Source organism: Ensifer sp. LC384 (assembly GCF_001695865.1).
GTDB lineage: Bacteria > Pseudomonadota > Alphaproteobacteria > Rhizobiales > Rhizobiaceae > Ensifer.
Window position 1 is genome coordinate 1 of record NZ_MBST01000005.1, and the last position, 16,248, is coordinate 16,248.

At 62.3% G+C, this 16,248-nt stretch carries 16 protein-coding genes; 2 read left to right on the plus strand and 14 right to left on the minus strand.

What is annotated here, in order from left to right; genetic code table 11:
- Positions 1-201: 201 nt before the first annotated feature.
- Positions 202-1,620, plus strand: coding sequence for a methylenetetrahydrofolate--tRNA-(uracil(54)-C(5))-methyltransferase (FADH(2)-oxidizing) TrmFO (trmFO, locus tag BC363_RS06520; protein WP_065781163.1), 1,419 nt, complete (start codon positions 202-204; stop codon positions 1,618-1,620).
- Positions 1,621-1,734: 114 nt separating this feature from the next.
- Here the strand turns inward: trmFO and BC363_RS06525 are convergent, their stop codons facing one another.
- The 5 genes from BC363_RS06525 to yajC form a co-directional block, all read right to left on the minus strand.
- Positions 1,735-2,202, minus strand: coding sequence for a hypothetical protein (locus BC363_RS06525; protein ID WP_065781164.1), 468 nt, complete (start codon positions 2,200-2,202; stop codon positions 1,735-1,737).
- 191 nt (positions 2,203-2,393) lie between these two features.
- Positions 2,394-3,236 carry a phytoene/squalene synthase family protein gene (locus BC363_RS06530; RefSeq protein WP_065781165.1) on the minus strand — a complete coding sequence of 281 codons (843 nt, stop codon included), beginning with the start codon at positions 3,234-3,236 and terminating at the stop codon, positions 2,394-2,396.
- Between the two features lie 22 nt (positions 3,237-3,258).
- Positions 3,259-3,645, minus strand: coding sequence for an Mth938-like domain-containing protein (locus BC363_RS06535; RefSeq protein ID WP_065781166.1), 387 nt, complete (start codon positions 3,643-3,645; stop codon positions 3,259-3,261).
- A 1-nt stretch (position 3,646) separates the two neighbouring features.
- Positions 3,647-6,217, minus strand: a complete 2,571-nt coding sequence (secDF, locus tag BC363_RS06540; RefSeq protein ID WP_065781167.1) for a protein translocase subunit SecDF — start codon at positions 6,215-6,217, stop codon at positions 3,647-3,649.
- Between the two features lie 50 nt (positions 6,218-6,267).
- Positions 6,268-6,603 (minus strand): preprotein translocase subunit YajC, encoded by a 336-nt coding sequence (gene yajC / locus BC363_RS06545; RefSeq protein WP_065781168.1) that lies wholly within the window; start codon positions 6,601-6,603, stop codon positions 6,268-6,270.
- A gap of 239 nt (positions 6,604-6,842) precedes the next feature.
- Here yajC and BC363_RS06550 point away from each other — a divergent pair, with 239 nt between their 5' ends.
- The gene (locus BC363_RS06550; RefSeq protein WP_065781169.1) at positions 6,843-7,712 is read left to right on the plus strand and encodes an ATP-binding protein; all 870 of its coding nucleotides are present in this window, start codon (positions 6,843-6,845) and stop codon (positions 7,710-7,712) included.
- A 7-nt stretch (positions 7,713-7,719) separates the two neighbouring features.
- On the opposite strand, the gene BC363_RS06555 is transcribed toward BC363_RS06550, so the two are convergent.
- From BC363_RS06555 to BC363_RS06595, 9 genes are all read right to left on the minus strand, one after another.
- Positions 7,720-9,276 (minus strand): LysM peptidoglycan-binding domain-containing M23 family metallopeptidase, encoded by a 1,557-nt coding sequence (locus BC363_RS06555; RefSeq protein WP_065781170.1) that lies wholly within the window; start codon positions 9,274-9,276, stop codon positions 7,720-7,722.
- Between the two features lie 152 nt (positions 9,277-9,428).
- Positions 9,429-10,073, minus strand: a complete 645-nt coding sequence (locus tag BC363_RS06560) for a biotin biosynthesis protein BioC (protein WP_065781171.1) — start codon at positions 10,071-10,073, stop codon at positions 9,429-9,431.
- Between the two features lie 366 nt (positions 10,074-10,439).
- A complete protein-coding gene (locus BC363_RS06565) occupies positions 10,440-11,093 on the minus strand; it encodes a protein-L-isoaspartate(D-aspartate) O-methyltransferase (RefSeq protein ID WP_065781172.1) in 654 nt (217 codons plus the stop codon).
- Positions 11,090-11,860, minus strand: coding sequence for a 5'/3'-nucleotidase SurE (gene surE / locus BC363_RS06570; protein ID WP_065781173.1), 771 nt, complete (start codon positions 11,858-11,860; stop codon positions 11,090-11,092). The genes BC363_RS06565 and surE overlap by 4 nt, the downstream gene beginning before the upstream one ends.
- Positions 11,861-11,876: 16 nt before the next feature.
- Complete coding sequence (gene serS / locus BC363_RS06575) at positions 11,877-13,160, minus strand: serine--tRNA ligase (protein ID WP_065781174.1); 1,284 nt, start codon at positions 13,158-13,160, stop codon at positions 11,877-11,879.
- Positions 13,161-13,207: 47 nt separating this feature from the next.
- On the minus strand, positions 13,208-14,050 hold the full coding sequence (gene tatC / locus BC363_RS06580) for a twin-arginine translocase subunit TatC (protein WP_065781175.1): 843 nt from the start codon (positions 14,048-14,050) through the stop codon (positions 13,208-13,210).
- The gene (gene tatB / locus BC363_RS06585) at positions 14,047-14,712 is read right to left on the minus strand and encodes a Sec-independent protein translocase protein TatB (protein ID WP_065781176.1); all 666 of its coding nucleotides are present in this window, start codon (positions 14,710-14,712) and stop codon (positions 14,047-14,049) included. Before tatB ends, tatC begins: the two co-directional genes overlap by 4 nt.
- A 74-nt stretch (positions 14,713-14,786) precedes the next feature.
- Positions 14,787-14,993 (minus strand): twin-arginine translocase TatA/TatE family subunit, encoded by a 207-nt coding sequence (locus BC363_RS06590; protein WP_065781177.1) that lies wholly within the window; start codon positions 14,991-14,993, stop codon positions 14,787-14,789.
- A 90-nt stretch (positions 14,994-15,083) separates the two neighbouring features.
- Positions 15,084-16,196: an ABC transporter ATP-binding protein gene (locus BC363_RS06595; RefSeq protein WP_065781178.1), complete on the minus strand. Its 1,113-nt coding sequence runs from the start codon at positions 16,194-16,196 to the stop codon at positions 15,084-15,086.
- Positions 16,197-16,248 lie beyond the last annotated feature (52 nt).

The window sequence follows — 16,248 nt, forward strand, 5'->3', positions numbered from 1 at the left end:
GGCACCAGACTGTCGAGCGTCACCATCTCGAGCGCCGTCTGTTCGGGAACGGGTTTCTTCAACATGTCCCAATGAATCATAAACCCCTGGACGGTGCCAGGGGTTTGTCAGCGGTCTGACGGCGCCTTCGGGCGCCGTTTTCGTTTGTTCCCATAGCAACGATGGTTGGAACAACGGGGCGGGCATGGTAGGAAGCCGACCATGAGCAAAGACACCTCTTCCCACTCTCCCATTCATGTCATCGGCGGCGGCCTTGCCGGCTCCGAAGCGGCCTGGCAGATCGCCGAGGCCGGCGTTCCGGTCGTGCTGCATGAGATGCGCGGCGTCCGCGGCACCGATGCACACAAGACGGACGGCCTTGCCGAACTCGTCTGTTCCAATTCCTTCCGCTCCGATGACGCGACCAGCAACGCCGTCGGCGTGCTGCACGCCGAAATGCGTCTTGCGGGCTCGCTGATCATGAAGGCGGCGGATGCCAATCAGGTTCCGGCCGGCGGCGCGCTCGCCGTCGACCGCGATGGCTTCTCCGACGCCGTCACCGCGGCGATCGCCGGCCATCCCCTGATCACCGTGGTTCGCGAAGAAATCCGCGGCCTGCCGCCGAAAGAGTGGGATCTTGCAGTGATTGCAACCGGCCCGCTGACCGCGCCGGACCTCGCCGAATCGATCCGCCAGGAAACGGGCGCCGATGCACTTGCCTTCTTCGACGCCATCGCGCCGATCGTCTATACCGAGACGATCGACATGGACATCTGCTGGTACCAGTCGCGCTACGACAAGGTCGGCCCCGGCGGCACGGGCAAGGACTATATCAACTGCCCGATGAACGAGGAGCAGTACAACGCCTTCATCGACGCGCTTGTGGCCGGCGACAAGACCGGCTTCAAGGAGTGGGAAGGCACGCCCTATTTCGATGGCTGCCTGCCGATCGAGGTGATGGCAGAGCGCGGACGCGAGACGCTTCGCTACGGGCCGATGAAACCGATGGGGCTTACCAACGCCCACAATCCGACGGTCAAGGCCTATGCCGTCGTCCAGCTTCGCCAGGACAACGCGCTTGGCACGCTCTACAACATGGTCGGTTTCCAGACGAAGTTGAAGTACGGCGCGCAGGCGGAGGTCTTCCGGATGATCCCGGGCCTCGAGAATGCGGAGTTCGCGCGCCTCGGGGGCCTGCACCGCAACACCTATATCAATTCACCCACCCTGCTCGACGGAACGCTGACGCTCAAGTCGCGGCCGGGCCTGCGTTTTGCCGGCCAGATCACCGGTTGCGAGGGCTATGTCGAGAGCGCAAGCATCGGTTTGCTGGCCGGGAGGTTCGCCGCAGCGGAGCGCAAGGGTGAACCTTTGGTCGCGCCGCCGGCAACGACAGCCTTCGGCGCGCTGCTCAACCACATCACCGGCGGTCACATCGTTTCCGACGACGAGCCGGGCAAACGTTCGTTCCAGCCGATGAACGTCAACTTCGGATTGTTCCCGCCGCTGGAACCGGGCGCCATCACCAAGCCCGAAGGGGCAAAGCGCTTCCGCGGCAAGGAAAAGGCCGCAGCGAAGAAGCAGGCGACTGCCGCCCGCGCGCTCGGCGACTGCGCCGCCTGGCTGAACGGCACGGATTGAGAGTCAAACATCCGCAAGGCAAGCCGGAATCACACCGGATTGCCGGCGGCCCTGCCTTTGCAGCCTATGTTGATCAGATGACGGTCGGCCGTGATCGGCTCGACTGACGGCGACCTATTCGTTCGCCTGCGCCGAAGACGGCGCGCCCGCCTCCTCTGCAGTGAATTCTGACCTCGGGCTGAAACTGCCCAGCAGCCACAGCGACACCTCGGCCGCTTCGCTGGCGTTCTGAAACTCGAACGCGTTGTCGAGATAGGCGAAATCAGGGAAATGGACGATCAGGCCACGGCCGCTGTCGGAACTGTTGACCCGGACCTTGCCCGGCTGAATGACGTGGCAGACATAGTGCGTGCCGTGCGATTGAATGAAACCGGCCTTGCCGTCATGCAGCCGCAGGAAAATCGCCTTCCGGTCTGCCGTCGAGTGAAGTGCACGGATCGCTTCGTCCGGAAAGGCACGCCCGAACTCGACCATCGCCGAACCGGCATCCGGATCGTCCCAATCCCGCTCTGCCCGCGCGTTCATCCACATATAGAAGGCGCCGGCGAGAATGACGACGATGATGAAAAGCAGCCAGAGCATCAGACGGGCACCCCCTCAGTGGGCATTGAGTCGCTAGACTGTGTCTATACGATGCGAGCCTTGCGCCAATTTGACCAGCCGGCCGCCAAACCCGCGGCCCCAAAAGACGCCGCGCAGGGGTTCAAGTGAAGCGCCTCAGCTTTTCATAGGGACAATTGTCCGAAATGCTAAGCAGATTCGACCGCCAAGCACTAGAACCGCTTGCGCTTGCTCGCCCACCACATCCACCACTGTCGCCGCCATTGCGTCGGCCTGATCGGATTGCGCAGCAGCTCTGCTCCAACGGCGTCTGCCCGGTTAAAGATCGGCTCGGCGAGTGCCAGCGGAACGAAGGCTGCGAAATTGTCGGACGAGATCGTGTCGAGCCGGGCGCGTGCCTTGGCCAGATGGTCGCGGCCGAAGCCGGTAAAGGCCCGGATCGCCCGCCCGATCGCTTCCAGGTCCTCTCCAGCGAGCAGCGTTTCCCGGTCGAGGCCGGTTGCCCTCAGGAGATCGGCCGGAAGATAGACCTGGCCGCGGCGGCAATGCTGCGGCAGGAGCAGGAGCAGACCTGCGACCGTCTGGGCGACGCCGGCGTGACCGGCAGCCTCGGCAGATTCTGCAGCGTTCTGCGGATCGAGGACGAGCGATGACAGCTGGATCAGCGCTGATGCCGTCTCTCCGGCGTAACCTTCGAACGCCGCCCTGTCTTCCATCGGATCATCGTAGAGATCGAAGATCCGCGCATCGATCATGTTCTGAAACACCGAGATGGGTAGTCGATGCTTACGAATGCAATCGAGCAGCGCACGCGCGAGCGGATGCCCCTCGCCGGTCGCATCTTCATTTTCCAGCAATTCGCGCCACCATTGCATGCGGATTTCGCCGGGGATCGGTTCGTGCACGAGATCGCGAATGCGGGCGAGTTCGGCGTTGAACGCATAGAGCGGAGCGAGCGACGACTGGCTGGCTACAGGCGCCAGCAGGCAGGCGAGATAACGGTCACGGTCAGTGTCCCTGATGTCGGTCAGGATCTGGATGTCGAGGTCTTGCACGCAAGTCTTTCCCTGGTCGCGATCAGACGGCAATCAGCGCGACGGCGACCGCCCGCGATTCGGCCAGCATCACGTTGTAGGTTCTGACCGCAGCTCCGGTGCTCATCGGGTCAGACGAGATATTCGATGCGCGCAGGGCGGCTTTCAACTCGGCCGGCAAGGGCCGGATATCCCGGCCGGTGCCGACCAGCAACACCTCAATGTCACGCGCCTCGTCCAGCACCCGCTGGAACTTTTCGACCGCCAACGGATCACCCTCGACCACGTCCCATGCGTAGACGCCCGAGGGCAGCATCAGCACGGAGCCTCGATGCGACATGTCGGCAAACCGAAAGCCGCCATTGCCGTAGGCGTCGATCGGGGCGCGCCCTGGAAAATGCGCTTCGCGGATCTCGATACCCCTAGGCATTTCAGACTGAACCCTTTGTCGTTTGCGCCGCTCCGGCGCCCGGGCCGGAGGCATTCTCCCCGCCCTGGAAATGGTCCGTCCGCTTGCGGAAAAGAATGAGGATCGGACCAGCGATATAGATCGAAGAGATCGTGCCGACGATGACGCCAAACAAGAGGGTAACGCTGAAAGAACGGATAAGACCGCCACCGAAGAGGTAGAGCGCCGCCAGGGCCAGTCCGGTCGTCAGCGCAGTCAGGATTGTGCGCGAAAGCGTCTGGTTGATCGAAGCGTCGATCAACACCGACAGGGGCATCCTCTTATAACGGCTGAGGTTCTCGCGGATGCGATCATAGATCACGACCGTATCGTTCAAGGAATAACCGACGATGGTCAGGACGGCAGCGATGCTGCCGAGATTGAACTCGATGCCGGTTACAACGAGGAAACCGATCGTCAGCAGCACGTCGTGCAGGGTCGCCACAATCGCGCCGAGTGCGAAGCGCCATTCGAAACGCAGCCACACGTAAAGCAGGATCGCGGCAAAGGAGACGGCAAGACCAATTGTGCCGGCACGGGTCAATTCGCCCGATACCACCGGACCGACGACCTCGACGCGCTTGAACGCATATTCATCACTGAGTTCCGCGCGGATGACGCCGATCGCGGTCTGCTCGGCATTGTCACCTGCCTCCTGCGACGGGACGCGCACGAGAACATCGTTACCGGAACCCAGATGCTGCACCTGAACCTCGCCGAGGTTCAACTCATCAAGCCGCACGCGCAGATCGGCGATATCGACGTTGCCGGCCTTACCTTCGAGTTCGATGATCGACCCGCCCTTGAAGTCGACGCCCAAATTGAGACCGAGGCTGGCCAGGAGCACGACGGAAGCGACCGACAGCGCCGCCATGACGATGAAGACCGGATTTCGGATCGCCATGAAGCGGATGTCGAGATCGCTGAAGCGGCCCGTGCGGATGCCCTTCGGCAGGTGCTGGGCCTTCCAACCGCGCAGCCAGGCCTTGGCGATCCTGCGGGTGACCGTATAGGCGGTGAACAATGTCGTGACACTGCCAATCGCAAGCGTGACGGCGAAGCCGCGCACGGGGCCCGAGCCAAGGTAGAAGAGGATCGCACCGGCAATCAGCATCGTCAGATTGGCATCGAAAAGGCTGCTGAAGGCGCGCGCGAAGCCTTTGTTGACCGACTGGACCAACGGTTGACCGCCCCGTGCTTCCTCGCGGATGCGCTCGTAGATCAACACGTTGGAGTCGACGGCGACGCCAATGGTCAGAATGATTGCGGCAATGCCCGGCAATGTCAGCGTCGCGCCGGTGAGCGAAAGCACGGCAATGATCAAGATGAGATTCACGGCCAGGGCGGCAACGGCGAAGATACCGAAGACACCGTAGAAGAAGACCATCGATGCGGCGACAGCAATGGCAGCGATGAAGCCGGCCTTGAGACCGTCACCGATCGCATCATCGCCAACGCCTGGGCCAACAGTCCGCTCCTCGACGACTGTCAACGTCGCCGGCAACGGTCCGGTCCTGACGAGAGCTGCGAGGTCGCCGGCACCCTCCTCCGGCAGATCGGCGGCGATGATTGCCGTATCGCCCTTCACAGCATCGCCAAGCTTCGGCGTTGCGACGACCTGGTCGTCGAGAATGATCGCAACCTTCTGGTCGGCGCCCGTGGCCTGAAGCGCGACGACGCGGCCGGTTGCCGCCGGTGTCAGCTTGATGGCGACCGATGCCTCGGCGCTTGCCGCGTCGATCTCCGGCTGCGCGCCAGCGAAATCCTCCCCCGACAGCAACGGCGTCTTCTCGACGAGATAGGGGACCGGCGGATCGTCGAAGGAGTAAAGCACTTCACTGCCGGCGGGCGGCTGCGCATCGATGGCCTGCTCCACGGGTACGGCAGTGTTCAGCATCTGCAAGGAAACGCGGGCACGCTGGCTGAGCAGGTCCTTCAGGCGCTGTGGATCCGCCAGACCCGGCACCTGAACGATAAGTCGATTACCGCCACGGCGCTGGATGAGGGGCTCTGCTACCCCGACTTCGGCGATCCGGCGCCGAACGACGTCCATCGCCAGTCCCAGAGCCTGTGACATCCGGTAGTCGATACCGTCGTCGCTCAGGCGCAGACGAACAAGTTCGTCCTCCTCAGCGCCGTCGAAGGCCAGTTCGGTCACTTCGTCGTTGACCAGTCCACCGGTTTCAACCGGCGTCATGAGCGGCGCGAGCGCTGCGCGCGCGGCCGGCAACTTGGCCCGGTCACGAACCCGCAGCGAGATCAGCTGCGCCTCGCCCGACAGGCCGATATAGGCAATGTCGGCATCGCGCAGCGCTTTGCCGACATCATTTGTCACTGCCTCAAGCCGCTCGGCGAGGATATCCTCGCGCGAGGCCTGCAACATGAAGTGCGAGCCACCCTGGAGGTCGAGCCCCAACGCCACCTGACGGTGCGGCAGCCACGAAGGCAGCGCATCCGCCCATTCCTTCGTCAGGAAGTTCGGCATCGCAAACGCGACACCCAAAAGCACTGCCAGCCAAACAAGAGCGCTTTTCAACGGCTTCAGATTGGACATGCCTCAAACGCTCCGTGACCCGGATACTCCCGGTTGTGGCTGGACTTCTATTATTCCTTTACGGGTTCGCCCTTGACGCGAACTTCCGACACGCCGCTGCGAACGACGCGGATCTTGACGCCTTCCGCAATCTCGACTTCCAGCTCGCTGTCGTCGACGACCTTGGTCACCTTGCCGACGATGCCGCCGCCGGTCACGACCTGGTCACCACGACGGATGTTCTTCAGCAGCTCTTCGCGGCGCTTCATCTGCGCACGCTGCGGGCGAATGATCAGGAAATACATGACAACAAAGATCAGCAGGAAGGGCAGAATGGACATAAGGATGTCCGCGCCGCCGGTCGACGGGGCGCCGGCTGTCTGCGCAAAAGCTTCGGTAATGAACATCGATCACTCCTTGAGTTCAAAATATGCGGCGGTTCCTCCGCGCCAAATCGGCCGGAATATAAGGGCGCGCAGCCGCAATGCAAAGCGACGGCACCCGTATCCGTTCCAGTGCCTCTGACATAAATTGTGCAAGAGGAGAACCCCCTGTCCCGCCCGGTGCGGCCTTTTCCAGCGCAAACCTGCGTGCTACCCGGTTAAACCGAAGCCAAGTGACTGATTCAGCAAGCGGAGATGGACAAATGGGTGACACAAGGATCGACGTTCTCATCAAGGAAATGCAGAAGCTTTCCGCGGCGATCGAACGCATCGCCGGTCCCGCTCCCGCCGCCAACGATTGGGACGCTGCAGAGTGCTTCGTCTGGGCGCCGGCAAGCCATCATCTGCAGCCGGTCAAAAGGCCGAACCGCATCGAACTGTCGCTGATCACCGGCGTCGACCACGTGCGCGACATCCTGGTCGACAACACGCTGCGCTTTGCCGAAGGTTATCCGGCAAACAACGTGCTTCTGTGGGGCGCGCGCGGCATGGGAAAATCCTCGCTGGTCAAATCCGTTCATGCGCAGATCGCACGGGATGCGGGTGTCGCGATGAAGCTCGTGGAGGTTCACCGGGAGGATATCGCGACGCTGCCCGCACTGATGGAAATACTCAAATCGGCGCCGGTGCCGGTGATCGTCTTCTGTGACGACCTTTCCTTCGACCATGACGACACGTCCTACAAGTCGCTCAAGGCCGTGCTCGACGGCGGTGTCGAGGGGCGGCCGACGAACGTGCTGCTCTATGCAACATCGAACCGACGCCATCTCCTGCCGCGGCACATGATGGAAAACGAACAGTCGACAGCCATCAATCCGTCGGAGGCAGTCGAGGAGAAAGTGTCGTTGTCGGATCGCTTCGGATTGTGGCTCGGCTTCCACAAATGCAGCCAGGAAGACTATCTCGCGATGATCGACGGCTACGCGGCCCATTACGGCTTGGCTGTTGACAAGGAGGCCTTGCACGCCGATGGGCTGGAATGGTCGACGACGCGGGGAGCAAGGTCCGGCCGCGTCGCCTGGCAGTTCATTCAGGATCTGGCCGGCCGCCTGCGCCACCGGCTGGACGGCTAATACCAACCTATTCCAGGAAGGTTGCCGGGTTCACGGCGCTGGCGTTCTTGCGCACTTCGAAGTGGACCTGCGGCTGGCTTGCGCGGCCGGTCATGCCGGATGCGGCGAGCGTCTGGCCGCGCTGCACCTTCTGACCGCGCTGGACCTTCAGTTCGGACGCATTGCCGTAAACCGTGACCGTGCCGTCGTCATGACGAATGAGGACGGCGTTGCCCAGTTCCTTCAGGCTGCTGCCGGAATAGATGACTACACCGTTTTCGGCGGCCTTGATCGCCGTCCCCTCGGGCACGGAGATGTTGATGCCGTCGTTGCGGTTGCCATCGACATTGGCGCCGTAGCCGGCGACGACTGCACCGCGAACTGGCCAGCGATACTTGCTGATGCCCGTCGACTTCGGCGATTCCTCGTCAACGTCGGCCGTCTTGCTGGCGACCTCGGTAACACTCTGCTTTGCGACCGGAGGCTGGTACTCGGCGGGCTTGTTCTTGTCGAGCGCGGCCACCTGACCTTCAGCCTTCTTGTTCGGAACGGATGCCGTCTTGACCTGATCGGTCGCGGCGCCTGCGGCACCCGGCAGCGTCAGCTTCTGGCCGACACGGATCGATTCTGCCGTCAGGCCGTTGGCCTGCTTGAGCGCGCCGACCGAGACACCCGTTGCCTTGGCGATGCGATTGAGGGAATCGCCCGGCTTGACGGTGTATGAGCCGTCACCGCTGCCCTCGCCTGTCGTGGCGAGTTTGCCTGCCGCCACATCCGTCTTGCTTTCGCTCTTTTCGCGAGACTGCGACTGGCCCGGCAGGATCGCGACATCACGCTGATCGGTCGGTAAGGGTGATGGCTGACGCTTGCTGCCATCCAGGTCGGTGATCGTGTTGGAGGCAGCAGCCTTCGCAGCGCTGCTCGCAACACCGAAGGTCGGGATGACGAGGCGCTGGCCGGGCTCGACCTGTCCGGCCGTCTTCAAGCCGTTAGCCTTCAGGATTTCCTTTTCCGGAACACCGAAGCGCTTGGAGAGAACGGCAACGCTGTCGCCCTGGCGAACCATGATCGAAGGCGCGTTCTGCGTCGTCCAGCCACTCTTGCTCGCCGCCTCATTGACGGCCGCAGGCAATGCCTGTCGCGTGGCAGTGGACGCCTGCTCGACCTGGCGTGCCGCCGGGAACGGCTGCGGATCGACACGGCGGCTGGAGACGGCAGTCGGATCTGCAAGCGTTGAACGCTGCACGTTCATCGGCGTCGAGGCGGCACGTGCGCTGGACATCGGTGTAGACGCCGTATTGACCGGGTCGTACGCACCGTTTGCCGCGGGATAGGGCTGACCGAGCGCCGAGTTGCGCGTGTCGGCCGGCGAAACCACAGCCATCTGGCCGTTGGCGACGTCGCCGCGCGGCACCGGTGTCGTATTTCTTTGAATTGAGCTGGTCGTCAGCGTGTCCGACCGCGAGAACAAGCCGTCGAAACGGCTGGCGTCGGAGCTGCAGCCTGTGGCGACACCTGCCAGCAAAACTGCTGCACACAGGCGGATCGTGGACTTTCCAACCTTGGGAGATACAAACTGACGCATGACGCTTACCCACTCCGAACGCAACTCGATGTGGGATGATTAAAGCGTATTAGAGTTACCGCACGGTTAAGGTCGGCACCACCAAAGCCCTAGTTTGACAGAATGCTAACCATAGAGCGATGCCTGGCCCGGGCAATGAGCGCACACAGAGCCTAGATCAGTTCGGAATAGAGGCGTTCGATTTCCGAGACGGCGCGCCGCTCGGTCGGCTCGTCCTCATAGCTGATGCTCGTCAGGTCCCAGGCAAAGATCTGGCGTCCCGCCGGTGAGGCTGGTGCTTCCGACTGTGCGGTCTTGTCTTCCTCAAGGAGCACGCTCACCAGCGTCTGGAAGGTCGCCTCGCCCTCCAGGCCGCCTGCCTGATCGTATTCGAGCGAGCGCAGTCCGGCGACAGCCGCCTCACGCGTTCCGAAATAGCGCAGGCTGTCCTGGTCTTCCGATCGCAGGCCATCGTAGTACTCGATGAAACCCTTGTAGTACGCGCGGTGATCGCCGGTCTCGAGGAACTTTCCAAAAGCCTGGTGTTCCCGCAACGCCAATTGCGGCGACAAGCGGTTGTTCCATTCGTCGCGCGTCAGAGCGGGCTGCCCGTCAGAAGATCTTTTGTTCTGGCTGAGGTAAAGCAACGCATCGGCGGAAAGCGAAATCCGTGGCGTCGGATCGAAGAAAGTTGCCTGCAGCGCCTGCACTGCACTTTCATCCTTGCCGCTTGGCCCGGATTGCCCCGCCGTACGACCGGCAAGGTTGCCCAGCCCGTCGCCTGATGTCGCGGTCGTCAGCCTGTTCGCGATCTGCATGTGCCGTCTCCGTCAACCGCACGACCAAGTCACCTTTCCGAGCCGCATAGAAATTCAGCGACTCGCAAGGCCAGACCTTTCGTGCAGCCGAAGGCGTATGGCGCAAAGCTTGCGCGAAACTGGCGCGGTTAGGGTTTTGTTAACCAATGACCGCCCCTGGCGCGCAATCGCCCACCGGCTTCACGCGGCCACGAAGATGAACCCGGGGCCGCAAACCGCTCAGGCTGGTTTGCGCGGTCGAGACGCGGGCATAGCAGCTCGCGTCTCGACCGCGCCCGCGTTCGGGGTGAAAGGTTGGATGCGTGGCGCGGCTGGATGAGGCCAGCTTTCGCAGCGTGACGTCCCAGGGAGACTGGAATGGCGAGCTTAGAGGTAAGACGCCAGTTGCGGAACGATCGGAAGGTAAGGCGCTTCGAACAGATCCTCGCGGTCGAAGCGGCTACCGGTGCGGCTGACACGCACCACCCGACAATGCGTTTCGCTCATCATGATCGGAACGACCAGCGTTCCGCCGGAAACAAGATGGTCGGAGAACATGCGCGGCAGGCTGTTGAAGGCAGCCGTAATCAGGATGCGGTCGAACGTGCCCTCACCCGGCACGCCGGCGCTGCCATCGGCATGCCGAACAATGACGTTGCGCACGCCTGATTTTTCCAGATTCTTCTGCGCGGTAGCGACGAGCGTCTGGTAGCGGTCTATCGTCAGCACGCGCTCGGCGATGCGGCCCATGACGGCGGCGGTAAAGCCGCTGCCGGTGCCGACTTCGAGGATACGCTGGCCGGACTTGAGATTGAGGCAGTGCAGCAGCCGCACGGCAAAGTCATAGCCTTCCATGAACGAACCGCACTCGAGCGGGATCGTCCTTTGCGAGTAGGCTTCCGCCTGGAACTGCGGCGGCGCGAAATGGCCGCGTTGCGTCTGCTCGACAGCGTTCAGCAGGCTCTGGTTGCTGATGCCCTCGGCGCGAAGCCGAAGGACCATCGCCGCGAAGCCTTCCTGTTCCGAAACACGTCCGCTCAAACGACGGTCCCTTCGCTCAAGGCCCGTGCCACTCGCTCCTGCACCGTATAGTCGGTCAGGTCGAGCTTGAGCGGGGTCACCGAGATCCGGTTTTCGCGCAGCGCGTGGATATCGGTACCGGCGCGGAAATCACCGAACCGCTCGCCAAAGCGCAGCCAGAAGTAGGGAAACCCCCGACCGTCGGAACGCTCGTCGATCGTCAGACCGAAATCGAGCTTGCCTTGCGAGGTCACCTCGGTGCCGGCGACGGCGTCGGCCGAACATTTCGGAAAGTTGAGGTTGAGCAACGTACCATCAGGCAGGTCAACCGCCAGCAGGCTGCGGATCAACGCAGGCGCATGCCGTTCTACCACGTCCCAGGCAACGGCCTCACCGACGATATGGCTATAGGCCTGGCTCAGGGCCATGGAGCGAATGCCCTGCAGCGTTCCCTCCATCGCACCGGCGACGGTACCGGAATATGTGACGTCGTCGGCCATGTTCGCGCCGATGTTGACGCCGGACAGGACGAGATCCGGCTTGCGGTCCAGCACTTTGCGCACGGCCATGATGACGCAATCCGTCGGTGTGCCCCTAAGCGCAAAACGCTTCTCCGAGATCTGGCGCAGGCGCAGCGGTTCTGACAACGTCAGCGAATGGGCGAGACCACTCTGATCCGCCTCGGGCGCCACCACCCAGACATCATCGGAAATCGTCCTGGCGATCCGCTCGAGGACCGCAAGGCCCTCTGCGTGGATACCATCGTCGTTTGTCAGCAGGATCCGCATTGCCACTTCTTTCCCGTCAGGCAGCTTTTTCGATACGCTTCTGGCCGCCCATATAGGGAACCAGGACGTCCGGCACCGAAACCGAGCCGTCGGCGTTCAGATAGTTTTCGATAACGGCAATCAGGGCGCGGCCGACGGCAACGCCGGAACCGTTCAGCGAATGAACGAACCTTGTCCCCTTGTCTTCCTTGTTGCGGTAGCGCGCGTTCATGCGCCGCGCCTGGAAATCGCCGCAGACCGAGCAGGACGAAATTTCGCGGTACGTATCCTGTCCGGGCAGCCAGACCTCGAGATCGTAGGTCTTGCGGGCGCCAAAGCCCATGTCGCCGGTGCAGAGCGTCATCACGCGGTAGTGCAGGCCCAGACGCTTCAGCACCTCTTCGGCGCAGGCAGTCATGCGCTCGTGCTCGGCAACTGACGTCTCAGCGTCGGTGATCGAAACGAGTTCGACCTTGTTGAACTGGTGCTGGCGCAGCATGCCACGCGTGTCGCGCCCCGACGAACCGGCCTCCGAACGGAAGGACGGCGTCAGCGCGGTAAAGCGCAGCGGCAGTTTTTCGCCATCGAGGATCTGCTCGCGCACGATATTGGTCAGGGGAACTTCAGCCGTCGGAATCAGCCAGCGATCATCGGTGGTACGGAACAGGTCTTCGGCAAATTTCGGCAGCTGCCCGGTGCCATACATCGCATCGTCACGCACCAGCAGCGGCGGCTGGACTTCGGTATAGCCGTGCTCCTGGGTGTGGAGGTCGAGCATGAACTGGCCGAGCGCGCGTTCGAGCCGGGCAAGCTGGCCCTTCAGGATCGTAAAGCGGGATCCGGCAATGCGCGCCGCTCCTTCGAAGTCCATCAGGCCCAGCGCCTCGCCGATTTCGAAATGCTCGCGCGGCTGGTGGTTCCAGGTTGGCTTGGCACCGATCACCCGCGTGACGACGTTGCCGGCCTCGTCCGAACCGACCGGGACGTCTTCGAGCGGGATGTTCGGGAGGCGCGACAGGGCGTCGTTCAGTTCGACCTCGACCTGGCGGCTCTCTTCCTCGAGCGCCGGCATCGAGTTCTTCAGCTCGGCAACTTCGGCCTTCAGCTTTTCGGCAAGCTCGTTGTTCTTCTGGGCCATGGCCGCGCCGATATCCTTCGACGCCGCATTGCGGCGCGACTGCATGTCCTGCAGCGATTGAAGGATTGCACGGCGACGTTCGTCGATGGCGATCAGCGACGCGGACGATGGTTCCGCGCCCCGCTTCGCCAGGGCGGCGTCCAGCACATCGGCATTCTCACGGATCCATTTGATATCAAGCATTGTCGTTCCACGCGTTTTTCAGGTCACGGCGCGGAACCGTCGAATGCTCAGCCCTTTGCGGGGCCAACCTCTTCGGAGGATTCTTCCTGCGACTGGGCGGCCTCACGCTTGAGCGCATCCGCTGCCCGCTGTCTTTCGACGAGTCGCGCCGTATAGATCGAAATTTCGTAGAGAAGGATGGCTGGCAGTGCAAGGCCGATCTGGGAGACCGGGTCCGGTGGCGTCAGCACGGCCGCGACGACAAAGGCGATCACGATCGCGTATTTGCGCTTCTCGGCAAGGCCCTGTGCGCTCACGAAGCCGACGCGGGCCAGAAGCGTGGTGATCACCGGTAGCTGGAAGACGAGGCCGAAGGCAAAGACCAGCGACATGATCAGGCTCAGATATTCCGAGACCTTGGGCAGAAGCTGGATCGCCACATGGCCCTCATCACCGCCCTGCTCCATCGCCAGGAAGAACCACATGACCATTGGCGTGAAGAAGAAATAGACCAGCGCGCCGCCAAGCAGGAACAGAAGCGGCGAGGCAATCAGGAACGGCAGGAACGCCGCACGCTCATTCTTGTAGAGACCGGGAGCGACGAACTTGTAGATTTGCGATGCGATCACCGGAAAGGCGATCACCAAGGCGCCGAACATCGCCACCTTGATCTGGGTGAAGAAGAATTCTTGCGGCGCGGTATAGATCAGTTCGACATTGCGGTGCTCCATCCCGGCCCAGCTAACCGCCCATTTGAACGGCAGCACCAGCAGGTTGAAGAGACCCTTGGCAAAGTAGAAGCAAACGAGAAAGGCGATGAAGAACGCGCCAACGGCCCATATCAGCCGTTTCCGGAGCTCGATCAGATGCTCGATCAGCGGCTGCGGCCGGTCCTCGATATCGCCGCTCATGCGTCACCTTTCTTGCGCGTCGCCGCGCGTGTCTTTTGGGTCTTTTCTTTCGGCTGCTCGGCCGCCGCCTTCTTCATGGCGGGCTTGGCCACTGCAGGCTTAGCCACGGCGGTCCCGGCTGCTGCCCTGGGCGCTGTGGCTTTCTTGGCCGTGGGCGTGGCGTCGGTCTTGGCCTTCGTCGCCCGCTTCGGTTTTACGGCAGGCTCAGCCGCTTCGGCACGCTGCATCTGCCGGCTCGCGGAACCGATCGCCGCGGCCGCAACGCTGTCGGCCGGCTTTGCCTCGACCGCAGGCACGGCGGTAACCGGCTCTACGGAGGATGCCGGTGGTTCTGCCGCAGCTGCGGGGACCTTGTCCGGCGATGCCGCCTTCTGGAGATCGGATTTGATCTCATTGCCGATCTGGCGCAGCGGGTTCATCGCATCGCGCAGCGCATTTGCCGGGTTGAGGCTTTGTGCGTCGCTGATCGTCTTGCGGACATCTTCGAGATCGGCCTCGCGCAGCGCTTCATCGAACTGCTGGCGGAAATCCGATGCCATGCCGCGCAGCTTCGACGTCATCCGGCCAAAGGCCCGCAACATCGGCGGCAAATCCTTCGGTCCGACAACAACGATCAGTACGATGGCAATGACGACTAGCTCGGTCCAGCCGATATCAAGCATTCGATATGTCCTGCAAACCCGTGATGCGGCCGGCCGGGAAATAATCCCAGCCCGGCCCTATCGATGCTCGTTCGTTAGCGAACTTCGTCAGACTTGTGATCGACAGTCTTGCCGTCGAGCGACTTGTCGGCGGAAGCGACGTCGTCGTCGTTCATGCCCTTCTTGAAGCTCTTGATGCCCTTGGCAACGTCGCCCATCAGTTCCGGAATTTTGCCGCGACCGAACAACAACAGCACCACGACCAGAACGATCAGCCAGTGCCAGATACTTAAGGAACCCATGTGCTTACTCCTCTGAGCCTTCCCCGATTTAGGCCCTATCACGTGTCAATTTTCGGGCGTACGGACCGCACGCCCCTTTCGCGAAAGACCCTAAGGGCTCACGGCGTCTTTTTCAAACAGCAATATATCCCGCTCGTTAACTGAAAGCATTACATCGCGCAATCCTTGCGGCAATTGGTCCGCCCGGATACGCGCGCGCACGGTCCCGTCGCAGCCTTGCACAGCCAGTTCGAGCAGTTCGACGACGCCGATGAAACGCCGCGAGACGATCCGCGCCTGTATATCGCCTTCGTCCTTGCCGACATGCAGGCCCGAAAGCCGGACGGCCACGGACAGGCGCTGCCCATCGCGATACTTGCCTGCCTCCACGCCGCCGAGCGGCGTGTCGACACGGCCGTTGCGCACCTGGGCATCGAACACATTGATTTCCGAGAAGAAACCGGCGGCAAATAGGTCCCGTGGCTTGCGATAAAGCTCGTCCGCGGTGCCGACCTGGACCAGGCGTCCGTCCTTGAGCAGAGCGATCCGGTCAGCCATGCGCATCGCTTCTTCGGCATCATGGGTCACGACGATCGCGGTGGCACGTGTCTCCCGCAGGATGGCGAGCGTATCGGCGCGGATTGAATCCTTAAGCCGCGAGTCGAGCCCGGAGAAAGGTTCGTCCATCAACAGCACCGCCGGCCTTGGGGCGAGCGCACGGGCGAGCGCCACGCGCTGCTGCTCCCCACCTGAAAGCACATGGGGATAACGGTCGGCATAGTGCGACAGACCGACCCGCTCCAGCGCCGCATCAGCCTGGATCAACGCCTCCTTCTTGGGAAGCGCGGTCAAACCGAAACGAACGTTGTCGCGGATGGTCATGTGCGGAAACAGCGCAAAGTCCTGGAACATCAGCCCGACACCGCGCTTTTCCGGCGGCAGGAAGGTCGACGGGCCGGAAATCTCTTGGCCGTTGAGCAACAGGCGGCCGGCGCTTTGCATCTCGATGCCAGCGGCGATCCGCAGCAGTGTCGTCTTGCCTGAACCGGAGGGACCGAGCAGGCAAAGAACTTCACCCGCCTTGGCCGCCAGGCTGACGCCTTTGATCGTCTCCTTGGAATGGTAGTTGTGGTGAATATCCTCGAATGTCAGGCTCGCCGCGAAAGATACGCCCGCCGTCCGTCGCGTTGCCATGACGGGCCTGTCCTGCGTATCTGAAGCCATGCTGCGTATTCCTTGACACCGGTGGCACCACGGCGACCATACCGGGTGCAGG